The sequence below is a fragment of the Lysinibacillus piscis genome (genome assembly GCF_026012395.1).
Lineage (GTDB): Bacteria > Bacillota > Bacilli > Bacillales_A > Planococcaceae > Lysinibacillus > Lysinibacillus piscis.
The window spans coordinates 907,587-932,702 of record NZ_BRZA01000001.1 but is presented as its reverse complement, the minus strand read 5'-3'; the positions used below and the strand labels follow the sequence as shown (position 1 = coordinate 932,702).

24 protein-coding genes are annotated in these 25,116 nt (G+C 36.0%); 22 read left to right on the top strand and 2 right to left on the bottom strand.

Annotated features, from left to right (window positions below):
* The 16 genes from OPF91_RS04615 to prfB all read left to right on the top strand — a co-directional run bounded on the left by OPF91_RS04615 (position 1) and on the right by prfB (position 14,937).
* Positions 1-396, top strand: a complete 396-nt coding sequence (locus OPF91_RS04615) for an HAD family hydrolase (protein ID WP_264987512.1) — start codon at positions 1-3, stop codon at positions 394-396.
* On the top strand, positions 393-1,106 hold the full coding sequence (locus tag OPF91_RS04610) for a glycosyltransferase family protein (protein ID WP_264987511.1): 714 nt from the start codon (positions 393-395) through the stop codon (positions 1,104-1,106). The genes OPF91_RS04615 and OPF91_RS04610 overlap by 4 nt, the downstream gene beginning before the upstream one ends.
* Positions 1,103-2,752, top strand: a complete 1,650-nt coding sequence (locus OPF91_RS04605) for an aminoglycoside phosphotransferase family protein (protein WP_264987510.1) — start codon at positions 1,103-1,105, stop codon at positions 2,750-2,752. The genes OPF91_RS04610 and OPF91_RS04605 overlap by 4 nt, the downstream gene beginning before the upstream one ends.
* Positions 2,753-2,770: 18 nt before the next feature.
* Positions 2,771-4,108 (top strand): DUF4910 domain-containing protein, encoded by a 1,338-nt coding sequence (locus tag OPF91_RS04600; protein ID WP_264987509.1) that lies wholly within the window; start codon positions 2,771-2,773, stop codon positions 4,106-4,108.
* 2 nt (positions 4,109-4,110) lie between these two features.
* On the top strand, positions 4,111-4,917 hold the full coding sequence (locus OPF91_RS04595) for a formyltransferase family protein (RefSeq protein ID WP_264987508.1): 807 nt from the start codon (positions 4,111-4,113) through the stop codon (positions 4,915-4,917).
* A gap of 2 nt (positions 4,918-4,919) precedes the next feature.
* Positions 4,920-6,074 (top strand): UDP-4-amino-4,6-dideoxy-N-acetyl-beta-L-altrosamine transaminase, encoded by a 1,155-nt coding sequence (gene pseC, locus OPF91_RS04590; protein WP_264987507.1) that lies wholly within the window; start codon positions 4,920-4,922, stop codon positions 6,072-6,074.
* Positions 6,075-6,157: 83 nt separating this feature from the next.
* Entirely contained in the window at positions 6,158-6,547 is a 390-nt protein-coding gene (locus OPF91_RS04585; protein WP_264987506.1) for a flagellar protein FlaG, read from the top strand.
* Positions 6,548-6,574: 27 nt separating this feature from the next.
* A complete protein-coding gene (locus tag OPF91_RS04580) occupies positions 6,575-8,074 on the top strand; it encodes a flagellar hook-associated protein 2 (RefSeq protein WP_264987505.1) in 1,500 nt (499 codons plus the stop codon).
* A gap of 37 nt (positions 8,075-8,111) precedes the next feature.
* Positions 8,112-8,471: a flagellar protein FliT gene (gene fliT / locus OPF91_RS04575; protein WP_264987504.1), complete on the top strand. Its 360-nt coding sequence runs from the start codon at positions 8,112-8,114 to the stop codon at positions 8,469-8,471.
* Positions 8,472-8,546: 75 nt separating this feature from the next.
* Positions 8,547-8,957: a flagellar export chaperone FliS gene (gene fliS, locus OPF91_RS04570; RefSeq protein WP_264987503.1), complete on the top strand. Its 411-nt coding sequence runs from the start codon at positions 8,547-8,549 to the stop codon at positions 8,955-8,957.
* A 201-nt stretch (positions 8,958-9,158) separates the two neighbouring features.
* Positions 9,159-9,536, top strand: a complete 378-nt coding sequence (locus OPF91_RS04565; RefSeq protein ID WP_264987502.1) for a PilZ domain-containing protein — start codon at positions 9,159-9,161, stop codon at positions 9,534-9,536.
* Positions 9,537-9,628: 92 nt separating this feature from the next.
* Positions 9,629-10,177, top strand: coding sequence for a ribosome hibernation-promoting factor, HPF/YfiA family (gene hpf, locus OPF91_RS04560; RefSeq protein ID WP_264987501.1), 549 nt, complete (start codon positions 9,629-9,631; stop codon positions 10,175-10,177).
* 62 nt (positions 10,178-10,239) lie between these two features.
* Positions 10,240-10,383: a hypothetical protein gene (locus OPF91_RS04555; protein WP_264987500.1), complete on the top strand. Its 144-nt coding sequence runs from the start codon at positions 10,240-10,242 to the stop codon at positions 10,381-10,383.
* A 37-nt stretch (positions 10,384-10,420) separates the two neighbouring features.
* Positions 10,421-12,934 carry a preprotein translocase subunit SecA gene (secA, locus tag OPF91_RS04550; RefSeq protein ID WP_264987499.1) on the top strand — a complete coding sequence of 838 codons (2,514 nt, stop codon included), beginning with the start codon at positions 10,421-10,423 and terminating at the stop codon, positions 12,932-12,934.
* Positions 12,935-13,279: 345 nt separating this feature from the next.
* On the top strand, positions 13,280-13,744 hold the full coding sequence (locus tag OPF91_RS04545; RefSeq protein ID WP_264987498.1) for a competence protein ComK: 465 nt from the start codon (positions 13,280-13,282) through the stop codon (positions 13,742-13,744).
* A 91-nt stretch (positions 13,745-13,835) separates the two neighbouring features.
* Positions 13,836-14,937 (top strand): peptide chain release factor 2 gene (gene prfB, locus OPF91_RS04540; RefSeq protein ID WP_264987878.1). Its coding sequence is split into 2 segments (ribosomal slippage): positions 13,836-13,907 and positions 13,909-14,937, totalling 1,101 coding nucleotides; the frame shifts between segments, so codons are not numbered across the junction.
* 51 nt (positions 14,938-14,988) lie between these two features.
* Here the strand turns inward: prfB and OPF91_RS04535 are convergent.
* The gene (locus OPF91_RS04535; protein ID WP_264987497.1) at positions 14,989-15,933 is read right to left on the bottom strand and encodes an Rpn family recombination-promoting nuclease/putative transposase; all 945 of its coding nucleotides are present in this window, start codon (positions 15,931-15,933) and stop codon (positions 14,989-14,991) included.
* Between the two features lie 48 nt (positions 15,934-15,981).
* The gene (locus OPF91_RS04530; RefSeq protein WP_264987496.1) at positions 15,982-16,497 is read right to left on the bottom strand and encodes a competence protein ComK; all 516 of its coding nucleotides are present in this window, start codon (positions 16,495-16,497) and stop codon (positions 15,982-15,984) included.
* 223 nt (positions 16,498-16,720) lie between these two features.
* On the opposite strand from OPF91_RS04530, the gene OPF91_RS04525 reads away from it, so the two are divergent.
* From OPF91_RS04525 to ftsX, 6 genes are all read left to right on the top strand, one after another.
* Entirely contained in the window at positions 16,721-16,963 is a 243-nt protein-coding gene (locus tag OPF91_RS04525) for an IDEAL domain-containing protein (RefSeq protein WP_264987495.1), read from the top strand.
* Positions 16,964-17,131: 168 nt separating this feature from the next.
* The gene (gene uvrB, locus OPF91_RS04520; RefSeq protein ID WP_264987494.1) at positions 17,132-19,111 is read left to right on the top strand and encodes an excinuclease ABC subunit UvrB; all 1,980 of its coding nucleotides are present in this window, start codon (positions 17,132-17,134) and stop codon (positions 19,109-19,111) included.
* Positions 19,112-19,118: 7 nt separating this feature from the next.
* Positions 19,119-21,992, top strand: a complete 2,874-nt coding sequence (gene uvrA, locus OPF91_RS04515) for an excinuclease ABC subunit UvrA (protein ID WP_264987493.1) — start codon at positions 19,119-19,121, stop codon at positions 21,990-21,992.
* Between the two features lie 75 nt (positions 21,993-22,067).
* Positions 22,068-23,216, top strand: coding sequence for a DUF4097 family beta strand repeat-containing protein (locus tag OPF91_RS04510; RefSeq protein WP_264987492.1), 1,149 nt, complete (start codon positions 22,068-22,070; stop codon positions 23,214-23,216).
* A gap of 327 nt (positions 23,217-23,543) precedes the next feature.
* Positions 23,544-24,230 carry a cell division ATP-binding protein FtsE gene (gene ftsE / locus OPF91_RS04505; protein WP_264987491.1) on the top strand — a complete coding sequence of 229 codons (687 nt, stop codon included), beginning with the start codon at positions 23,544-23,546 and terminating at the stop codon, positions 24,228-24,230.
* The gene (ftsX, locus tag OPF91_RS04500) at positions 24,220-25,104 is read left to right on the top strand and encodes a permease-like cell division protein FtsX (RefSeq protein WP_264987490.1); all 885 of its coding nucleotides are present in this window, start codon (positions 24,220-24,222) and stop codon (positions 25,102-25,104) included. Before ftsE ends, ftsX begins: the two co-directional genes overlap by 11 nt.
* Positions 25,105-25,116: the final 12 nt, after the last annotated feature.

Sequence of the window (25,116 nt, the reverse complement as noted above, 5' to 3'; positions counted from 1 at the left end):
GTGATTGAAACAGGAAAAGTTCTTGTTGTGGATATAGATGGAACAATCTATACAGAGCTTAAAGTCAAGGGAGATTATAGTACAGCTATTCCAAATGAAGAATTTGTAGCGCAGTTACGAGCATATAAGGAAACAGGTTTTCACATTTCGCTTTATACAAGTCGACAAATGCGTACATTTGATGGAAATATTGGGAAGATAAATGTCCATACACTGCCTTCATTAGTCGAATGGTTAAAAGAACATGATATCCCATTTGACGAATTACACGTTGGCAAACCATGGTGTGGTCATGAAGGATTTTATATAGATGATCGAGCAATTCGCCCTAGAGAATTTATTGATAATTCGTATGATGAAATTATGAATTTATTGAAGAGAGATGCACAACTATGAAAATAATCATAACGATGGCTGGAGAGAGTAGTCGCTTTAAAAAAAGTGGCTATAAACTTCCGAAATACAAACTATTATGCCATAATAAAACGCTATTTACATGGTCGCTTCAATCATTAGAAAAATGGTTTACATCTGCTGAATTTGTTTTTGTTTTGCGACAGGATGAAGATTTTGTTCAACAGCAGTGTCATCAGTTAGGAATAGAACGATATTCTTGTGTCAAAATTAATCACTTCACATCTGGTCAGGCGGAAACAGCTTTATTTGCGTTAACGACTAAAGACGAATCTATAGCTATCTATAATATTGATACATATGTTAAGGATTTAGCTGCAATAGAAATAGAAGAAGGAGTAGATGGTATGATTCCTGTTTTTTCAGCTGAAGGTACTCATTGGAGTTTTACTAAATCAGATGCTCAAAATAAAGTAATAGAAATTGCTGAAAAAAGGCGTATATCTGAATGGGCAACTGTAGGACTTTATTATTTTGCTTCTTCTAATGATTATAAAGAATACTATAATGTTACTTACTCAAATCTATCATCTGTTGAAAAATATATAGCACCAATTTATGAAACCATGATTCGTAGCGGTAAGCTCATAAAAGATGTGAAAATTCCTTCACAAAACGTTATTCCACTTGGTACACCAGCAGAGGTTACAGTATTTGATAAAGCTTTTAGTGAGGTGAATTTGAATAGATGACAAACTATGTGATTATCCCTTCTGCAAAATATATAGCATCCGATTTAAGAAAGGAATTTGGTCATATTCCACCTGTACTATTAACGTATCAAAATGAAACGATATTGCAATATGTACATAAAAATTACAGGGATTCAAGGATTTTGGTAGGGCTATGTGAGGGGAAATCTCTGGTAGAACAGTATGTCAGAAAATCACGATTAGAAGTGGAATTAGTAGAGATTGCACAGCCACAAACATTAGGACATACAATCTATCATTTAATGCAACAAATCCACTTTAATGAATTAGATCAAATGACAATCCATTTTGGCGATACAATACTGCATAATGTTGAAGCACATACGCCGAATAGTATATTGATATGCCAAGTAAATGATGCATGGCGTTGGACAACTGTTACTATCCATCAAGGTGAGCTACTGTTTAAGGATAAAACATCTATATCACAGCAAGATTTTGCAGTTGTAGGTACTATACATATTCAACAACCAATGTATTTTAGGCAGCTATTATGTGAGGTACTTACTGAAAATAATACTATAGATGCTTTATTTGTTGCGTTGGAACAATATCATCGAGAGTATCCATTACAGTTAATCGAAATTACTCGTGAAAGTTGGATTGATTTAGGGCATTTGGATCGATTAATTGAGGCCACAGGACAAACACGAGCATTCAATGAAATTATTTTAGATGCCAAAAAGGGCATTTTACAAAAACGAAGTAAGAATACAGCGAAATTTATCGATGAAATACTATGGTATATTAATTTACCTAAAGATTTACAATATGCGGTACCAAGAATTTTTAACTACTCGATAGAACATACAAATGAGTTTATTGAAATGGAGTATTATAGTTATCGATCATTATCAGAACGATACGTCATTAATAATCTGCCTATTGAAGATTGGCGATTAATTTTTGAACGAATTAGCAATCTAGTAGAGCATTTTAATCAATTTCAGCAACAGACAGTCAATATAGACGATATAAGATTTAATATGTACGTACAAAAAACATTGAATCGTTTAACAAGTTATGATTGGCCAGAAGTGTTGAAAAAAGTGAGTACTGTAGAGAAAATTAATCATATAGTAATTATGCCATTAGAAAAGATATTAAATTCTCTTGAAAACGTATATAGTCAACTTTATCAATATGTAAAGCATAAACTTCCAAAACAATTTACTATAATGCATGGAGATTTATGTTTTAGTAATATTTTGTATGATATTTATAATGGTATTATGCGTATTATTGATCCTAGAGGTTCTTTCGGAGAGCGTTCGATTTATGGGGATACAGTATATGATTTGGCAAAATTAAGCCATTCTGTCCGTGGATATTATGATTTTATTATTCGGGAGCAATTTTATTTTCAAGAGGATGGAGCTAATATAGTATTCGAGCTTTTTACAAAGGAGCATCATAAGGAAATTGTACAACTATTTGAGCAACAATTTTTACAGGATCCTTATGTGAAGTTATACGTAGATTTTATTGAAAGTATGCTATTTTTAAGTATGATACCATTGCATAGTGACGCAATTAACAGACAAAAGGCGATGTTAGCAACAGGTATTTTGAAATATACTCAATTTATAGAGCAATTTAATAAGATGATACCTTTGAAATTATAGGAAAATTGAGGTTATATCATGAATGAATTACAGGAAATAGATAAACTATTCGATCGTCTCTTTCCTATTATGCGTAGTATTACAGGAGAAGGCGTTCGCGAAACAATCCGTATTTTACAAGAATATATCCCGCTAGAAATGGAAGGCATTCCAACAGGTACAGAAGTATTCGATTGGGAAATTCCAAAAGAGTGGGTTATTCGTGAAGCGTGGATTAAAGATGCACAAGGAAATACAGTAATTGATATAAAAAATTTAAATTTACATGTTGTCAATTACAGTGAACCAATTAATCAATGGTTATCGTTGGAAGAATTGAAACAGCATGTACATACAATTCCTCATTTACCTAATGCTGTTCCTTATGTAATTTCTTATTATAAGGAACGTTGGGGTTTTTGCATGAGCCAAAATCAGTTGGATAGTTTAGTGGATGGGCAATATCATGTGTATATTGATAGTGAAAAAGTAGATGGTGAATTGAATCTTGCACAAGTAGTGTTGCCAGGGAAATCAGCTAAAGAGGTGTTAATTAGTACATATATTTGCCATCCATCAATGGCTAATAATGAATTAAGTGGACCGCTTGTCGCAACAGCTTTATATAATCGTTTGAAAAATTGGAATAACCGAGAATTGACGTATCGCTTTGTTTTTTTACCAGAGACAATTGGCTCTATCACTTATTTGTGGAAGTATGGACAGCAACTGAAAGAAAATTTGTATTCTGGACTTGTATTAACCTGTTTAGGTGGCAAGGAGCACCGTCTTTCATTTAAGCAGCCACGTGCTACTAATACGCCGATGGATGAATTAATTACACGTTTAAATCAGTTTGAACAGTATGAAATGCCAATTCGTCCATTTACACCGTTATATGGTTCTGATGAAAGACAATATTGTTCTCCAGGTTTTAATTTACCAGTTGGACAGTTTTCAAAAATGATTTATGGGACATATGCTGGTTACCATAATTCATTAGATACAAAAGAAGCAATGACTATTGAAGCATTATTGGAAAGCGTAGATGAAATTGAAACATTATTAAAGCTACAAGAACTCAATGGTTATTATGTAAATCAAAAGCCATTTGGTGAGCCGAAGTTAGGAAAATATGATTTATATCCTGATATAAATGCTCCCGGAACATGGGGGAAATCAAGTAGTAAAAAAATTGATAACCGTCAACAGTTAAATCAAATACTGACGATTTTAAATTATTCAGATGGTAAGCATTGCCTAGCTGATTTAGCTAAGACGCTACCATATCCGTTAGAAGATTATGAGATATCTATAGAAGCATTAAAGGAGCATGGGTTATTAACAGGTCCTTTTTATGAAGAACAGGAGTTGTGAAAATGAAAGTTTTGTTGTTGACAGGCTCACATCCAAGGCATTTATATTTAGTAAACGAGCTCTCAAAATTGGGTATAGTAGCTGCTCATATTATAGAAGTACGTGAAGAATTTGTTCCGCAGCCACCAGCTCATTTGGAAAAAATAGATGAGGAAAATTTTATCCGTCATTTTGCTGATCGTGATGAAGCAGAACAACGTCATTTTCAAGGGCATGCTACAGTTCACACAGACATTTTGACATTTAAAGTATCCCATAGCACATTAAATAGTGCGGAAACAATTGAGTGGGTGAAAAATCAAACATTTGATTTAGCTATTAGCTATGGTGTTCATATGTTAAGTAAGGAATTGCTAGAAGTGATGCCAGAGCATTCATGGAATATTCATGGTGGTCTTTCACCATGGTATAAAGGCAACACAACGCTATTTTGGCCATTCTTTATGCTACGACCAAATTGGGCAGGTATGACAGTGCATCGGTTAACAACTCGTTTAGATGCTGGAGAAATTGTACATCAAGCTGTCCCGACATTAGCTTATAGTGATGGACTTCATGATGTGGCATGTAAGGCAGTTATACAAGTAGCCGAAGATTTAATTAGTATTATTCAAAGTACACCATTAGAAAAAATAATTTATACACCTCAGAAAGGCAATGGTAAGCTATGGATTGGAACAGATTGGATGCCACAGCATTTACGCTTTGTGTATAACGTTTATAACAATGATATTGTAGACCAATTTTTAGATGGTAAATTGTCGAGGATAGAACCATCAATAATTTCTGCATTGCGAAATGAGGAATAACAATGGAAAAATTCAGTCACTTTATATCTTATGGACGACAATCGATTGATGATGAAGATATCCAATTAGTCATTGATACGCTACGCTCGCCTAATCTAACGCAAGGACCAAAAATTTTAGAGTTTGAGCAGGCTGTTGCAAATTATGTTGGTGCAAAATATGCAGTAGCTTTTTGTAATGGTACAGCAGCTCTACATGGCGCTTGTTATGCTACTGGAATTGGTGAAGATGATGAAGTTATTACATCGCCTATTACTTTTGCTGCCAGTGCAAACTGTGTACGATATGTTGGAGGAACAGTTGTATTTGCAGATATTGATGCAGTAACATACAATATTGACCCTACCCAAATACGAGCAAAAATCACATCAAAAACAAAAGCGATTATTCCTGTTGATTTCACAGGGCAGCCAGCAAATATGGATGCTATTATGCAAATTGCAAAGGAACATAATTTAGTTGTGATTGAAGATGGAGCTCATTCTTTTGGAGCCAACTATAAAGGGCGCAAAGTTGGGACACAGGCACATATGACCATGTTTAGTTTTCATCCAGTGAAGCCTATTACGACAGCAGAGGGTGGTGTCATTGTTACTGACAATGAAGAATACTATAAAAAATTATTAAGATTCCGTAGTCATGGTATTGAGCATACGGCTTATGCAGATGAGCAAGGCGACTGGTATTATGAAATGACAGACCTCGGCTATAATTATCGGATGACAGATTTGCAGGCGGCACTTGGGATTTCACAAATGGCAAAGCTGGATTTATTTTTACAGCGTCGCCGTGATATTGCCACTATGTACACAAATGCATTAAAAGATGTAGAAGGCATTCAAATACCACAACAGTTGGAGCATACGCAATCTGGTTGGCATTTGTATATGCTTCAATTAAAGAGTGCAAATCGTAAGCATGTATTTGAAGCTATGCGTGCTACAAATATTGGTGTACATGTACATTATATTCCAGTTTACTGGCACCCGTATTATCAGCAACTTGGTTATTTCAAAGGGTTATGTCCAGTAGCAGAGAAGTGGTATGAGCAGGCTTTAACATTACCAATTCATCCAAGTTTGACTGATGAGGAAATTCAATTTGTAATTCGTACACTGATTGCTATTGTAAAAGATAATCAAAATAGAGAGTTTTAGTTTTAGAAAAAACTGAAATTCTCTTTTTTTAATCCGATACTAGTAGTAATGATATTTGTATTAGAGTCAAGGAGGATGAAAATATGCGTATTACAGGGAATGTAGATACGAGTGCAACAAATATGAATAAGTCGATTTTTACAAGCACACAAACAGTGGAAAATGTAGTAAAGCAAGGAAGCGACACTACAATGAAAAATGTGACATTCAATGTAGAACAGGGACAACAACTGAGCGATGAAGAGGACATAAAAGTAAAAGTGCAAGAAGCTGTTGAAAAAATGAATACAATGTTAGAAGTAAATCACAATACTGCAAAATTTAAATATCATGAAGGCTTAGATCGTTATTATATAACAGTAGTGGACCGTGAGACAGATGAAGTAGTTAAAGAAATTCCACCGAAGAAATTACTAGATGCTTTTTATGAAATGCAAAAAATGCTTGGTATGATTGTAGACGAAAAAATATAAAATGTACTTATAATTGGAGGAATATTTATGGTAATGCGAATTGGCGGTTTAGCGTCAGGGATGGATATTGATGCTTTAGTAGAAAAATTAATGAGTGCGGAAAGAGCTCCACTAAATAAATTATTTCAAAACAAGCAAAAATATGAATGGCAACGGGATGCGTACCGTGATGTGAATAAAAAGCTTAAAACGTTTGACATGTATATCTCAGATAATTTAGTATTAAAAAGTTTCAATACAAAAACAGTTAATAACTCAAACTCAAATTTAATTACTGCAACTGCATCAAGTAGCGCATCTGGAACATTGACAATCGAGAAAGTTGAGGAATTGGCGACAGCTGCTCGAGTAGTAGGTGGTAAGATTGGTGATAATACAACGACAGAAAAAACCAAATTAAGTGCTATAGGCATTTCTGGAACACTTGAAATTAAATCTCCCCAAAATAATGGTAATGTAGCACCAATAGAAATTACATCTGATATGACAGTCGAAGATTTAGTGAAAAAAATTAATAATAGTAATGCTGGTGTTACGGCGGTGTTTGAAAAAGGGCAATTCTCCCTTACAGCTAAAAATACAGGCTTGGGTAGTATTGAAATAACAGGTTCAGCAAAGGATGCATTAAAGTTAGATATTGATGCAGTAAGCAATCAAGCAGGTAAAAATTCGAAATTTGTGGTAAATGGTATTGAGACAGAGCGTACTAGTAACACCTTTTCAATGAATGGATATAATGTTACGCTCAAGTCAACTTTTAATACAAGTACATCAACTGAAAGTATATCACCTGTAACGTTAGCATCTACTTCAAACGTAGATGACATGATGAAAAAGATTAAAGATTTTGTAGCGACTTATAATGAATTAGTAAAAGATTTTTCTGGTCAAACAAAAGAAGCAAAATATCGTGATTATGCGCCTCTTACAGAAGAGCAAAAGAAAGACATGAAGGAAAATGAAATAAAACTATGGGATGAGAAAGCGAAAAGTGGTTTACTTAGAAATGATGCACTGATTCGTGATGGGCTTTCAAAAATGCGTGCATTAGTTTATGAAACAAATCCAGCACTAGAAGGATCAAAATATAATTCACTCTTTAATATAGGGATTACGACATCTAAAAATTACAATGAAGGTGGCACACTAGAAATTGATGAAGTAAAATTGCGTAAGGCTTTAGAAGAAGACCCAGATGCCGTAGAAAAGCTATTTAAAAACAGTTCTGGTAAAAAAGAGGATATCATAGATGGTAAAACTGTCGATACACGTGGCTATTTAGAGAAACTTCGTTATGATGCAATGAAATCATTTGAAGTATCTATTGAGAAAAAAGCTGGTCGTTCGACAATGACAGATGCAGAATATGCTATTGGAAAAAATTTGAAAGATTTGGATAGCCGTATTAAAACTTGGCAAAATAAGATGAAAGATGTTGAGGCACGCTATTGGAAACAGTTCTCTGCTATGGAATCAGCGATTAACAAAGCAAATCAACAATCTAGTTTGTTCATGCAAGGTCAATAGTGAAGGTAATCTCTAAATAGCTAGGCAGGAGAGTCATATGCAACTAATCAATCAATTATTGCAAGTGTCAGCGAATTTATATAAAATTTTAGGCGAAATTCCAATTGGGGAAGAACGGGATGGATACATTGAGCATATTAATGATAGTCTTAATAAACGTGGAGATATTATTGATATGTTAATGAAAAATGGTTTTCAATTTAATCAAGAAGATCGTATTCATTGTACATTACTTGAACTGGATAATGGTATTAAAGAACGATTAGTCGTTGTTATGAATGCAGTGAAACAAGATATGGCAAATCTTCAAAGAACAAAAAAGAGTGAGATACAATATCAAAATCCATATTCTGATATTCGGACAATGGATGGTATGTACTATGATAAAAAGAATTAACATTTCGTTCATAGTAATTGTCTAATAAATGGTTTAAAATAGTAAAAAGTACTCGTTCAAAGGAGTTGTCCTTTATTGGCAGCAAATTTAGCAGCGCAAAATGCATATAAACAAAATAGTGTTACAACAGCATCCCCTGGTGAGCTTACATTAATGCTTTATAATGGGTGTCTGAAATTTCTTGGAAAAGCAAAGACAGCTATTACTGAGAAGAATATACAAGAAAAAAACACAAATATCCAAAAAGCACAAGCTATCATTAGTGAACTAATGGCAACATTGAACATGGATATTCCTGTATCCAAAAATATGTTATCCCTTTACGAGTTTATGAATCATCGTCTTGTAGAGGCTAACATGAAAAATGATGCTGCGATTATTGAAGAAGTTGAAGGGTTTGTGACGGAATTCCGCGATACATGGAAAGAAGTTATTCGCATTAATCGACAACAGCAATTCGGCTCAGGCAATAACGGACAAGCTTAGACAAACCAAAAGAGATCATCTTATCGGGGTGGTCTCTTTCTTTTATCTTGTATCAACAGGTTGTAAGACCTCACTTTGAAGCATAAAGTGAAGTAAATAGAGGGGGAACGGCTATTTTATATGTCAAAGCTCTTTCTAATTGAAGGTTCACTTTATAGCGATGATTTTTTGATACATACTTGAATTACATGAGGTGGCAGGATGAATTTTAAACGTAAGGAAGGATTCCGCTTTAAATTTGAAGAACCCATTCCTATGACTTTTGCGGTTTATGAAAATGGACGTGTGAATAAAGAAAAAATGGCGATGGCTACTTTATTAGATATTAGTCCAAAAGGCATTAAAATGTTTAGTGAAGTAGATTTAGGCATTAATCCACCGCCTATTGAAGTACGATTTATCCTTGATACACATGAGATACGTGCCTATGGTGAAGTTATTTGGGTACGTCCTTTTGCTAAGGGCAAGCAATATGGTATATTTTTCAATGATCAAGTACAGGTAGAGGACTTGATTGTCGATGAATTGAAAGCACGTCGGAAAAAAGAAATCGCAATATCGAAAAAAAATAATTTATAGTAAAATTTTTGTGAAAATTTGAATGAATTTAGAAGGAATTCATACACTTATGTAGAAATATAAAGTATAGCAGTTATAAAGGAGGAGTTTACATGCTAAACTATAACATTCGTGGTGAAAATATTGAGGTAACTCCAGCAATTCGAGAATATGTCGAAAATAAAATCGACAAAGTTGAGCGTTATTTTAGCGAAGATGTGAATGCAAACGCCAACGTCAATTTAAAAGTGTATAACGATAAACAAACAAAAGTAGAAGTAACGATTCCAATGAAAAATTTAACGCTTCGTGCAGAGGAGCGCCATAACGATATGTACGCAGCAGTTGATTTAATTGTTGATAAGCTAGAGCGTCAAATTCGCAAACATAAAACAAAGGTTAACCGTAAGTTCCGTGAGCGTGAAGGGGTAGGCGTTTACTTTGCTGCCTCACAAGTAGCTACTGAACCAGAGACAGAAGAAGAATATGCAGTTGTGCGTACAAAGCAATTCGATTTAAAACCAATGGATCAAGAAGAAGCTATTTTACAAATGAACATGCTTGGTCATGATTTTTACATCTTTACGGATGCAGAGTCAAATAACACAAATATTGTTTATAAACGTAAAGATGGTAAGTATGGTTTAATCGAAACAAATTAATTAGTATTTTATAGAGACTCTCGCTTTAGCGAGGGTCTTTTTTTCTGTATCTAGGTGGACTATTGGTTGTACCTACCACCTCGTTTTCTGTGCATAAAACATCTGTTGTACCTGCCACTTCGTTTTCGGTACATAAAACGTCTGCTGTCGCTATGTTTCATGGCGCTGTCGCACAGTATTTGCATGAAACTGTTATACAATGGTAAAATGAAAGTTGAGACTATATAGGAAGTGAAAAAGTTCATGGCAAACTTATTAAATAAAATTTTTGATTTCAATAAACGTGAGTTGAAAAAATTAGAAAAAATCGCAGACCAAGTAGAAAGCTTTGCTTCACAAATGGAGCAACTGTCTGATGAACAATTACAAGCAAAAACGGCTGATTTTCAAAAACGTTATGCTGATGGAGAACAACTAGATTCGATTCGTGCAGAAGCTTTTGCTGTTTGTCGAGAAGCATCGAAGCGTGTGCTTGGTATGTATCCATTCCGTGTACAAATTATGGGGGCAGCAGCACTTGATGAAGGTAATATTGCAGAGATGAAAACAGGTGAAGGGAAAACCTTGACAGCTACAATGTCCGTATATTTGAACGCCATTACTGGGAAAGGTGTGCATGTTGTTACAGTCAATGAATATTTAGCAGGTCGTGATGCTGCTGAAATGGGACAGCTGTATAATTTCTTAGGCCTATCTGTGGGCTTGAATTTGAACAGCCTCTCAAAAGAAGAAAAACGTGAGGCTTATGAAGCTGATATTACCTATAGTACAAACAATGAACTAGGCTTTGATTACTTACGTGATAACATGGTGTTATATAAAGAAGAGCGTGTGCAACGTCCTTTACATTATGCTGTTATCGATGAAGTGGACTCCATTTTAATCGATGAAGCACGTACACCGTTAATTATTTCAGGACAAGCTGGGAAATCTGCACAGCTTTATAAGCAGTCCAATGCTTTTGTCCGTATGTTAAATGCAGAAACAGATTACACATATGAAGAATCAACAAAGGGTGTTACATTAACAGATGCTGGTGTTGAAAAAGCAGAGAAAGCATTTGGAATTGATAACTTATTCGACTTAACACATGTTCGTTTAAACCATGCCATTAATCAATCATTAAAAGCACATGTGAGTATGCATAATGATGTGGACTATGTTGTACAGGATGACGAAATTGTCATTGTTGATGGTTTTACGGGGCGTTTAATGAAAGGGCGTCGCTACTCGGATGGTTTACATCAGGCGATTGAAGCCAAGGAAGGTGTAGAAATTCAAAATGAGTCGATGACAATGGCGACAATTACCTTCCAAAACTATTTCCGTATGTACCAAAAGCTATCAGGTATGACAGGTACAGCAAAAACAGAGGAAGAGGAATTCCGCAATATTTATAATATGAATGTTATTGCGATTCCAACAAATAAGCCAATTGCACGTGATGACCGTCCTGATTTAATTTTTGCAACGATGGATGGCAAATATAAGGCTGTTGCGGCTGATATTGCAGAGCGTCATCAAGCGGGACAACCTGTACTTGTAGGGACAGTAGCGATTGAAACATCTGAAATTATTTCTAAGCTACTGGATAAACATAAAATTCCACATAATGTATTAAATGCGAAAAATCATGAACGTGAAGCTGAAATTATTGCGAATGCGGGTACTAGGGGTGCTGTTACAATCGCAACAAATATGGCAGGTCGTGGTACGGATATTAAACCTGGTGAAGGTGTATTAGAGCTTGGTGGTTTGGCTGTTATTGGTACAGAGCGTCATGAATCTCGTCGTATCGATAATCAGCTACGTGGTCGTTCAGGACGTCAAGGGAATCCTGGGGTAACGCAATTCTATTTATCACTTGAGGATGAATTAATGCGTCGCTTCGGTTCAGATAATATGAAATCGATGATGATGCGTTTAGGAATGGATGATGCACAGCCATTACAATCTAAAGTTGTATCAAGAGCCGTAGAATCTGCACAGAAACGTGTAGAAGGTAATAACTTTGATGCACGTAAACGTTTATTGCAATATGATGATGTATTACGTCAACAACGTGAAATTATTTATAAAGAGCGCTATGACGTACTGGAAACAGACAATATGCGTATCCTTGTTGAGTCGATGATTCGTGAAACAATCGATAACATTGTAAGCTTGCATACGCAAGGGGAACCAAAAGATTGGCATTTAAAAGCAATCGAGGATGTAGTAGCGGCGAATTTGTTAGATGAAGGAATTTTAACAGTCGCAGATTTTGAAGGAAAAACGGCTGAGGACATCAATGGACTAATTACAGAAGCTGTCTTTACACGTTACGACGAAAAAGAGGAAAAATTGACATCTGAGCGTATGCGTGAATTTGAAAAAGTTATTTTATTACGTTCAATTGATACAAAATGGATTGATCATATTGATGCGATGGATCAATTGCGTCAAGGAATCCATCTTCGAGCATATGGACAAAATGACCCACTTCGCGAATATCAACAGGAAGGCTTCGCGATGTTTGAGGATATGGTTGCATCCATCCGAGAAGATGTTGCAAAATATGCAATGAAAGCAGAAATCCAACATAATTTAGAGCGTGAGGAAGTGGCTAAGGGTCAAGCAGTGAACCCGAAGGAAGACGGAGCTCCAGCACCAAAAAAACAACCACTTCGCAAAGCTGAAAATATTGGACGTAATGATATGTGTCCATGTGGAAGTGGCAAGAAATTTAAAAATTGCCATGGCGCAGCACAAGCCTAATAAGAGAAAGAAGACCATTTAACTATATGTTAATGGTCTTTTTTGTCTATTTTATTTTCATTTATAGGTATAAAAGTAATTTTTAATAGACATTTGGAAAATATGAGTATACAATAATTTTAATATTCAGACTTTTCGTTCTATTTTCTTTTTTATGTGAAAAATAGGGATAAATACTTTAATTGATAAGAAAGGTGGTGGTTCATGTGGAGTTACAAAAAAATCCTCGAGCAGAATTGTCTGGGCAGACTCACTCGAGGATGTGTATTGGCGTATACCAATATACACTTAGTATATTTCTTTTATTAACAAAAATAAACATAAAGTTAATGAGGTGGAATAGCAATGGATACTGAGGATGTTATGAATAGCGAAACGATGTTATATGAACCTGTCTATGATGAATTTGGAAATTTGAACACAAATGTGATTGAGAAGGATGGCGAATATATATCAACAATGGCACCAACAAAATTAATGGATTTTAATTTACGTTACTTTGGCTCCAGTTTAAAAGGAGCTTGTGAAGGTTCCAAAACAATATTAGGTAAATTAAATAAAAATCCAATACTTGTATATGAAAAGTTATGGTTTCCAAGTAAATCTCCATGGCATCGTGAATGTGCTTGGTATGCTGTCCATCATATTTATGACTATGGCATTGTTGATAAAAAAAGAACAAAAATTATTTTTACCAATGGTAGAGAAAGAACGGTGGATATGAGTGTGAAGGCCCTTGAATATCGGATGCAAAGAGCCTTTTTATTAAAATATAAATTAGAAATACGTAAAAAAAATTTACTTGAATAACATGGTGTTGAAATTCCGTATCTAGCGTTATAATAAAAAGATATAGGTGTATAACTAACCTGATTAAAAATGTTCGGAGGATTTTACAATGATAGAATTATCAGAGGTACGGAATGTATTAGATACTACAGCCAAAAAATTGGTGGACTTTAGGGGGTCTCTTTGACTTAGAAAATAAAGAGGCACGTATTCAAGAGTTAGACGAAATGATGCTAGAGCCTGGTTTTTGGGATGATCAACAAGGGGCACAGTTAGTTATTAATGAAAGTAATGGATTGAAGTCCATTGTCAATGAGTATAAGGATTTAGCAGAAACACACGAAAATTTAGATATGACATTAGAGCTTTTACGAGAAGAGCCAGATGAAGAGCTTCAAGAAGAATTAGGCAAAGAACTAGTAGAATTTCAGCAAAAAATGAGTGACTTCGAGCTTCAATTGTTGCTTAGTGGGCCATATGATCAAAATAATGCGATTTTAGAGCTTCATCCTGGTGCAGGTGGTACAGAATCACAGGATTGGGGTTCTATGCTGTTGCGCATGTATACACGTTGGGCGGATAAACGTGGCTTCAAAGTAGAGACTGTAGACTATTTACCAGGTGATGAGGCTGGTATTAAATCTGTGACATTATCGATAAAGGGACATAATGCTTATGGTTATTTGCAGGCTGAAAAAGGTGTCCATCGTTTAGTGCGCATTTCACCGTTCGATTCTTCAGGTCGTCGTCATACTTCGTTTGTATCCTGTGATGTCATGCCAGAATTTGATGACAATATTGAAATTGACATCCGTACAGAGGATTTAAAAATTGACACATATCGTGCGACAGGTGCTGGCGGACAGCATATTAATACAACGGACTCAGCCGTTCGTATTACGCATATTCCAACAGGTACAATTGTTCAATGTCAGGCAGAACGTTCACAAATTAAAAACCGTGAAAAAGCAATGACGATGTTAAAAGGAAAATTGTATCAGCTAGAGTTAGACAAGCAACAAGCACAGCTAGATGAAATTCGTGGTGAGCAAAAGGACATTGGTTGGGGCTCACAAATTCGTTCTTATGTTTTCCATCCTTATTCGATGGTAAAAGACCATCGAACAAGTGAGGAAACAGGTAATGTAGGGGCAGTGATGGACGGTGACTTAGATCCATTTATCCATGCTTATTTACGTTCTAAAATAGGTTAATTAACTATCCCCTCAAGAGACATTTTGAGGGGATAGTATACTTTATAATGACTATTTTTGGTACAGCTGCTGTATTTGTTCGACTGAATATCCTGTTAATAGGGCTAATGTGTCGATTGGCACATTGTTTTGCAAGCCTGTCAGAATGATTTCTTTATTTTTTTGAGCGATACCTTGTTCTAAACCTTCTTCAATCCCAGCTTGCTTTGCGTCCACTATACTTGCTTCTTCATCAATAATATATTTCAAGCGAGATTGGTAGGCAATAATGGATTCGGGCGTTTGGCTCATATCTTCCCATGCATTAAAGGCTTGCTGTAAATGGTTGTCCTTCATCGCTAATTCCTCCAGTTTTTGATAAATTTCATCATATACGCGGTGATGACGAGCATCGACCATGCTTAAAAGCATCAGCCATCTAACTAATCCATTATCTACATGTGTTACTTCGTCTGCAAACCATGCTGCTAAAAATTTATTGATTTCGATAAAATGTACTTCAAGCACATCATTTTTTGCGCTAACACGTTGACCAGTTAGATCCTCATACAAGTGATAGGTACTATGGTAGTGTGGGGTGTCTGTAAGTAATGTGTAATTGCAAATATTGATCGTAATTGTGGGAGCAAGTGCATGATAACCTTGTCCACGTTGCAATTGCCCAACATACAGTCTAGCCCAATAAAACATCGTACGTTTGAACATACTTTGTTTGTTTCCTAGTTGCATCTCAATATTAATATATTCTCCAGCCTGTGTTTTGACGACTATATCTAATCTAGATTGTTTATCTTCATTATATTCTCCACCAACTTCTTGGCTTAAAAATACGACTTCTTTCATTACATCACGGTCTGTGCGCTGTAAAATAGCATTTAAAAAGGCAATAGTAATTTCTTGATTACGCTCACTGCCAAACAATTGTTTAAAGGCAAAATCTACTTTTAAATCTAATAGCTTTGACAATGGAATGTGACACAGTATTTGTTTAGTCATATATAATCACCTCTATTTTAATCGATTTTTCTCAAAAATGGGCATCATTCATTCAAAAAAAGGATGGTAATGTGTTGTATTTTCGCGAATCTCCTTGCGCTCATTCATATAGTGTTTATACAGCATAGAGGCATTGACAAATTGTTTACTAATCGAAGCGTATTGAATCGGTAATTCGATATCTTGATTATTTTTTAATGTAACAATACAGCCTAATTTACTTGGCTTAATATTAATGATGGCATGTAGACCAATCCAAATATTATGAATGGAGTTTGGTGAATAGGTTGGTAAAAAGATGCAAGGAAAACCATAATCATACGCAACAACAATAGGTAATTTATGTTGATTGCCAAAAAAGCGTTTGGCTGAGTATTTTGCTGCTTCATAGGTTGTTCCTAATGAAATACAAGATTTCCGCAATATGTGCATTGGTTTCCGTGTAATGATCAGTTCATTGTGTTTATCAATGACCCGTGTGAAAGTTTTAGAGCCATGTGGGACAGGCTCCAATAAATAAGTGTTAAAAGACATTAAGTATCCATTTGCATAATTTGATGGCATATATAGCCTCCCTTTCTTCTTTATTGCTCATAGTGTAGAGGTGTATTGCTATTTACCAAAATCTTAATAAAGGCAAAAATCGTATAAAAAAAAGTGCTTTTACTAGTAAGATTTGGGCAAAATTCCTTCATCATAATTATGAATTTTATAAATTTTCAGTCTTTTTATATTGCCTTTTTATATGACTTTACATATAATTTAGAAAAGGATTGAGGTGAGGACGTTGGATAAACAATATTCGTACACAGATTTTTTAAGAGCAGTCGGTCATTCCAATGAGGTTGATGAGGCAGAAAAATTATTGGACGAGATTTATTTGGATTTATTTTTAAATCACATCCAGCGTATACATCGTCAAGAACAGCTGATAGCATTAATTGATGTAGCACTCGATAATAGAGATAAGCAGTCGTTCCAGCAATATGCAGCTGAATTACAAATGCTACGTGAAGAAACAACTGAATAATCAACCTGTACCCACTTTCTTGCTCATAAGAGAGTGGGTTTTTGTATGTAAAAATAAATACTAAATAACTTGAAAATGTTCACAAACATTCGTTCGTTAAAATTCGATATTTTTGTTGGGCTATGCTAAACTAGAGATACAAAGATAACGGAAAGGGCTGAAATAACTGTGCAAACATTTGATTTACAAGCACCATATCAACCAAATGGCGATCAACCACAAGCAATAGCGGAATTAGTAGAAGGTGTACGTGAAGGGAAGCGTCATCAAACTTTGCTTGGTGCAACAGGGACAGGTAAAACATTTACGATTTCTAATGTTATTCAGCAAGTAAAAAAGCCGACATTGATTATGGCGCATAATAAAACATTGGCAGGGCAATTATATAGCGAATTTAAAGAGTTCTTTCCAAATAATGCGGTTGAATATTTTGTTAGTTATTATGATTATTATCAACCAGAGGCATATGTTCCACAAACAGATACCTATATCGAAAAAGACTCGAGTATCAATGATGAAATCGATAAATTGCGCCATTCTGCTACATCGGCGTTATTTGAGCGTGATGATGTCATTATTATTGCTTCTGTATCGTGTATTTATGGTTTAGGTTCTCCAGAAGAATATCGTGCAATGGTCGTATCTATTCGTACAGGGATGGAAATTGAGCGCAATCAATTGTTACGCAAGTTAGTAGATGTACAATATGAGCGTAATGATGTTAGCTTTACACGAGGAACATTTCGTGTACGTGGAGATGTGGTAGAGATTTTCCCAGCTTCCCGTGATGAGCATTGTATTCGTGTGGAATTTTTCGGTGACGAAATCGACCGTATCCGAGAGGTAAATGCCTTAACAGGTGAAATTATTGCAGAACGAGACCATGTGGCTATTTTTCCAGCCTCTCACTTCGTTACACGAGAAGAAAAGATGCGTAAAGCGATTGATAATATTGAACAGGAACTAGAAGAACGCCTCGCTTTATTGCGTGCGGAAGATAAGCTATTGGAGGCACAGCGTTTAGAGCAGCGAACACGCTATGATTTAGAGATGATGCGAGAAATGGGTTTTTGCTCAGGTGTTGAAAATTATTCACGCCATTTAACACTACGTGAATCGGGTGCAACACCATATACATTGCTCGATTATTTTCCAGATGATTTTTTACTTGTGGTAGATGAAAGTCATGTGACATTGCCACAGGTTCGAGGAATGTATAATGGTGACCAAGCGCGTAAAGGTGTGCTAGTAGAGCATGGTTTCCGTCTACCATCTGCTTTAGATAATCGTCCTTTGCGCTTTGAAGAATTTGATGAGCGTGTTCATCAAGCTATCTATGTATCTGCAACACCAGGTCCATACGAGCTAGAGCATACACCCAAAATGGCACAACAAATTATTCGTCCAACAGGATTACTTGACCCACAAATTGAGGTACGTCCAATTGAGGGGCAAATTGATGATTTAATCGATGAAATTCAAGACCGAATTGCACGTAATGAGCGGGTGCTTGTGACGACATTGACGAAAAAGATGTCAGAGGATTTAACAACCTATTTGAAAGAAATGGGCTTAAAGGTGGAATACTTACACTCAGAAATTAAAACGCTTGAACGTATTGAAATTATTCGTGAGCTACGCAAAGGCACATATGATGTGTTAGTAGGGATTAATTTATTACGAGAAGGGTTAGATATTCCTGAAGTATCACTTGTAGCTATTTTAGATGCAGATAAAGAAGGATTTTTACGCTCAGAACGTTCACTTATACAAACAATCGGACGTGCTGCACGTAATGCGAATGGTCATGTCATTATGTATGCGGATCATATGACAGATTCCATGAAAAAGGCGATTGATGAAACGAAGCGTCGTCGTACCATTCAAATGGCTTACAACGAGAAACACGGTATTACTCCGCAAACAATTGTGAAGAAAATTCCTGAAGTTATTCGTGCAACACAAGTGGCTGAAGAAGAGGCGACTTATGCTACAAAGGCGACAAAAGGAAAAAAATTAACGAAGGCAGAAAGAGAACAGCTCATCGCATCATTAGAAATCGAAATGAAAGAGGCAGCAAAGGCACTCGATTACGAGCGTGCTGCTGAATTGCGTGATACGATATTTGAACTGAAAGTAGAAGGGTGAATGACTTGTGAAAAATACTGAAATCATTGTGCAGGGAGCTCGTGCACATAATTTAAAAAATATTGATGTAACAATACCACGTGATCAATTAGTTGTTTTAACAGGTTTATCAGGCTCAGGGAAATCATCATTAGCATTCGATACGATTTATGCAGAAGGACAACGCCGCTATGTAGAATCATTGTCTGCCTATGCTAGACAATTTCTTGGTCAAATGGATAAGCCTGATGTCGATGCGATTGAAGGCTTATCTCCTGCTATTTCCATTGATCAAAAAACAACAAGCCGTAATCCTCGCTCAACAGTTGGTACGGTAACAGAAATTTATGATTATTTACGGCTATTATATGCACGTATTGGTAAGCCTATTTGTCCAAATCATGGCATTGAGATTACATCACAAACGATTGAGCAAATGGTGGATCGTCTATTATCCTATCCTGAAAGAACGAAAATGCAGCTATTAGCGCCAATGGTAACTGGACGTAAAGGTACACATGTCAAGTTATTAGAGGATTTAAAGAAACAAGGCTTTGTGCGTGTGCGGATTGATGGGGAATTGCGTGATCTAGATGATGCGATTGAGCTTGATAAAAATAAAAAGCATTCCATTGAGGTCGTGGTGGATCGTGTTGTGATGAAAGAAGGCATTGCAGCTCGTTTGAGTGACTCTTTAGAAACAGCACTACGATTAGCGGATGGGCGTGTGTTAGTCGATGTGATGGAGCATGAGGAATTATTATTTAGCGAACACCATGCATGTCCATTATGTGGGTTTTCAATCGGTGAGCTGGAGCCACGTATGTTTTCCTTTAACAGTCCTTTTGGTGCTTGTCCAACTTGTGATGGCTTAGGTTCAGCACAGGAGGTCGATTTAGAATTAATCATACCAGATTGGGAACGTACGTTATTAAATCATGCGATTGCACCATGGGAGCCAACAAGTTCACAATACTATCCACAATTATTACAGGCGGTATGTCAGCATTATCACATTCCAATGGATGTTCCTGTGAAAGACTTGCCAAAAGAACAGATGGATAAAATTTTATATGGCTCAGGTCAAGAAAAAATTCATTTCCATTATGAAAACGAATTTGGCAATGTTCGTGATCAAATGATTGAATTTGAGGGCGTTGTGCGCAACGTAGAACGTCGTTTTAAAGAAACCACATCTGATTATGTACGTGAGCAGATGGAAAAATATATGACACAGCAGGCGTGTCCATCTTGTAAAGGCTATCGTTTAAAGCCTGAGACATTAGCTGTGAAATTAGCAGATCAGCATATTGGAGAAGTGACAAAGTATTCAATTCAAGAAGCAGATACATTTTTCAAAAATCTACAACTATCGGAAAAGGATATGCAAATTGCACGTTTAGTACTGCGTGAAATTGAAGAAAGATTAGGCTTTCTTGTAAATGTAGGACTAGATTATTTAACGTTGAGTAGAGCTGCTGGGACATTGTCGGGTGGTGAGGCACAGCGCATTCGATTGGCTACACAAATTGGATCACGTTTAACAGGTGTTTTATATATTTTGGATGAACCATCGATTGGTTTACATCAGCGTGATAATGACCGTCTTATTAGTACATTAAAAAATATGCGTGATATTGGGAATACATTGATTGTAGTAGAACATGATGAAGATACAATGCTAGCAGCAGATTATTTAATCGATGTTGGTCCAGGGGCTGGTGTGCATGGTGGGCAAATTGTGGCAGCAGGTACACCACAGGAAGTAATGGAAAATAACCAATCGTTAACAGGACAATATTTAAGCGGCAAAAAATTTATTCCGCTACCTATAGAGCGACGTAAACCAGATGGACGTAAGCTATCTATTAAAGGAGCAAAGGAAAATAATCTACGCAATGTCAAAGTAGATATTCCATTAGGCTTATTTGTGGCGGTTACAGGTGTTTCGGGCTCAGGAAAATCTACGCTGATTAATGAAATTTTATATAAGACATTAGCACAGCAATTGAATCGTTCTAAAGTAAAGCCTGGTGAACATAAAGAAGTAACGGGTATGGAAGTACTTGAAAAGGTCATTGATATTGATCAATCACCAATTGGTCGTACGCCACGCTCGAATCCAGCGACATATACAGGTGTTTTTGATGATATTCGTGATGTGTTTGCGACAACGAATGAAGCAAAAGTACGTGGCTATAAAAAAGGTCGTTTTAGCTTTAATGTGAAAGGTGGACGCTGTGAAGCATGTCGTGGAGATGGCATTATTAAAATTGAAATGCACTTCTTACCAGATGTTTATGTACCATGTGAAGTATGTCATGGTAATCGTTATAATCGCGAAACATTAGAAGTGAAATATAAAGATAAAAATATTGCAGAAATTTTAGATATGACGATTGAGAATGCCGTTATCTTTTTTGAAAATATACCTAAAATTCAGCGTAAACTACAGACAATTGTCGATGTTGGATTGGGCTATATGAAATTAGGGCAGCCTGCTACGACATTATCTGGTGGTGAGGCACAGCGCGTTAAATTAGCCTCTGAATTACATCGTCGTTCAAATGGTAAGTCATTTTATATTTTAGATGAGCCAACGACAGGTTTACATGCAGATGATATTGCACGTTTATTAGTTGTCTTGCAACGTCTAGTAGAAAACGGTGATTCAGTATTAGTTATTGAGCATAATTTAGATGTTATTAAAACAGCAGATTATATTATTGACCTAGGTCCTGAAGGTGGCGATAAAGGTGGTACGATTGTTGCTACAGGTACACCAGAGGAAGTCGTGAAAGTAGAAGGCTCTTATACAGGGAAGTATTTGAGACCAATACTAGCTCGGGATCGTTTGAGAATGGATACTGTTCTTGCAGAGGCTAGTAGTCGCAGTAAATGAATTTGTGGATAAAATGAAACCTTTCATAAGTAGATGCGTATTAATAGTATAACGACCTGAGGAGGCTATTATATTATGCAAAATGAACGTCAACGTATTTTAGAGCTTGTGGAAAAAGGAACGATTTCAGCGCAAGAGGCGATTACATTATTAGAAGCATTAGAGCAACCTGGCAAGTCTACTCAACCAATCACAAAAGAGGAGCCATCAAAAGAGGAGTCTCTATTTGAAGAACAACAGAAAGATACAGATTTCGCTAAGTATTTCCAAGATGAGATTCAAGATTTCCGTAAAGATTTAACACAAATCGGCTCATTATTTATGGATATGATGAATACGGCTGTCAAAAAAGTAAAGGAATTCGATATCACATCTCCATTTGGTGATAAAATCGAATTTACACATACAGAAGAAATAGCTACACCTGTAGAGAATATCGTAGTCGAGTTACCAAACGGTCATTTCTCCATTGAACAAGGCGAAGGTGAGAGCATCCAAGTTATTTGTAAGGTGAAGGCACCATTGACAAATGATAGTGAAGAAGCTACTCGTGCACATTTTTTAGAGCAATTTATTGTGAAGGAAGAACAACAAACATTGCGCATTTTAAGCCAATTGAAATTGGTGCAAGTCAATGTGAGGGTGCTAGTACCGCAAGATAAGCTCGAAAAATTATCTGTCCGTTTAATGAATGGTCATGTTTCATTACAAGATGTATCGTATGAGCAATTGAAAGTGAAAACATTAAATGGAGCAATCAAAGGTGCTAAATTTAACTTTGATAATGCTGAAATTGATTCTTCCAATGGCTCTATCGAATTGTTCCAAATCCGTGGTAAAGATTTAGAAGCAGAAACATTAAATGGCCGTGTGTATATTGATGGGGCACTTGATGAGGTAGAAGCGAAATCTGTTAATGGACATGTCGTAGTCACAACTTGCTCCACTAACTCATCCAAAATCAAGGCACAAACTGTCGCTGGCTCTGTTGAATTGTATGTTCCACGCACGATGTCGTTAAGTGGAAAAGCGGTCACAAACTTTGGCAAAGTAGATATTGGCATTGCAGATGTGAAGAAATTAGAATCACAAGATCAATTTTTATCAAAGGTTGTCCGTTTTGATAAAGAAGTTGAAAATGCGAATCGCCTATTTATTGAAGGTGAATCTAAAACGGGCTCAGTGTTAGTACGTTATACAACAACAGATGAGCAACAAATTTAATCTTGCTTTTAGCACGCAAGCTCTCACATGAGCTTGCGTGTTTTTTCGCGTTAAAGTAAAATGAATGGTTTGATTGAATGTAAAGTGCTTAGTTTACATTCTTAGTGATAATACTTTGCAAACTGAGCTGAGAATTTATTTGTCATAAAATATTTATTTTGTTGCTAGATTTTGACGGAAATTTGATTTTTCTGTGTAAAAAAAATAGGGAAATAGCAAGAACTACCATGTAATGAAATGAAAATGTAATAAACAAATAGAAATAGAGTGCTATAATAGGTAATGAAATACTTCTTACATAGCTAAGAATTTTAGGTGGTTTAAAACATGATTGAAATGAAAAATGTGATGAAGAAGTACCCAAATGGTGTCGTTGCGACAAATGGGATTTCTGTAAACATAAAACAAGGTGAGTTTGTCTATGTCGTAGGACCAAGTGGTGCAGGTAAATCGACATTCATTAAACTAATGTATCGTGAAGAACGAGCGACTTCTGGAGAAATTATTGTCAATGGAATTAATTTAACGTCATTAAAAAATAAAAAAGTACCATTTTTGCGTCGTCAATTAGGTGTTGTATTCCAAGATTTTAAATTACTTCCTCGTTTAAATGTCTATGAAAATGTAGCATTCGCTTTAGAAGTAATTGAGAAAGAACCTATAGAAATTCGTCGTCGTGTGATGGAAGTACTAGATTTAGTAGGGCTAAAACACAAAGCAAGAATGTTTCCGAACGAGCTTTCTGGTGGTGAACAGCAACGTGTGTCGATTGCACGCTCGATTGTAAATATACCAAAAGTAGTCATTGCCGATGAGCCGACAGGGAATCTAGATCCTGAAACATCTTGGGAGATTATGAATTTATTTGAAGAAATTAATTCTCGTGGAACAACGATTGTAATGGCTACACATAACCGTGAAATTGTAAATACGATTCGTCGTCGTGTCATTGCGATTGAGGGTGGTATGATCGTGCGTGATGAGCATGGAGGTGAATACGGTTATGAAATTTAGAACGTTGAACCGCCATGTCAGAGAAAGTGTGAAATCGCTGGGACGAAATAGTTGGATGACAATTGCCTCCGTGAGTGCCGTAACAGTTACATTACTGCTTGTCGGCGTCTTTGCAGTCATTATGATGAACTTAAATAAAGTAGCTGATGATTTAGAAAATGATGTTGAAATAAAAGTATTAATTGATGAAACAGCCGATGAAGCTGCTGAAAAACAGCTGATGGATAAAATCGAGAAATTGCCAGACATTGAGGAAATGACCTATTCGACGAAAGAAAATGAATTAAAGAAGTTAGTGAAGGATTTTGGGGAAGATTTTAAACTTGTAGAGCAAAGCAACCCATTACGAAATGTTATTTATGTAAAGGCGAAAGAGCCACAGAAGACAGCAGCAGTGGCAAAAAAAATAGCTAAATTTGATTACATATTCGATGTGAAATATGGGGAAGGCAAAGTAGAAAAGCTGTTCAAATTCCTAAATACTAGTCGAAATGTGGGACTAGTGTTAATCGTTGGACTGTTATTTACAGCCATTTTCCTTATCTCAAATACGATTCGTATTACCATTATTGCTCGTCGAGATGAGATTGAAATTATGAAATTGGTAGGGGCAACGAATTCCTTCGTACGAATTCCATTTGTTTTGGAAGGTATGTGGCTTGGTATTTTAGGCTCTATTATTCCTATCGCTGTTGTCGCAACACTTTACCATAACATTTATAAAATTGTGAAACCACGTTTAGAGGGAGAACTGATTCAAATGCTAAGTTTTTCACCTCTCGTCTATCAAGTGAGTGGGCTCCTTATACTCATTGGCGTGTTGATTGGTGTATGGGGAAGCTTTATGTCTGTAAGAAAGTTTTTAAAAATTTAGTATATCGAGAAG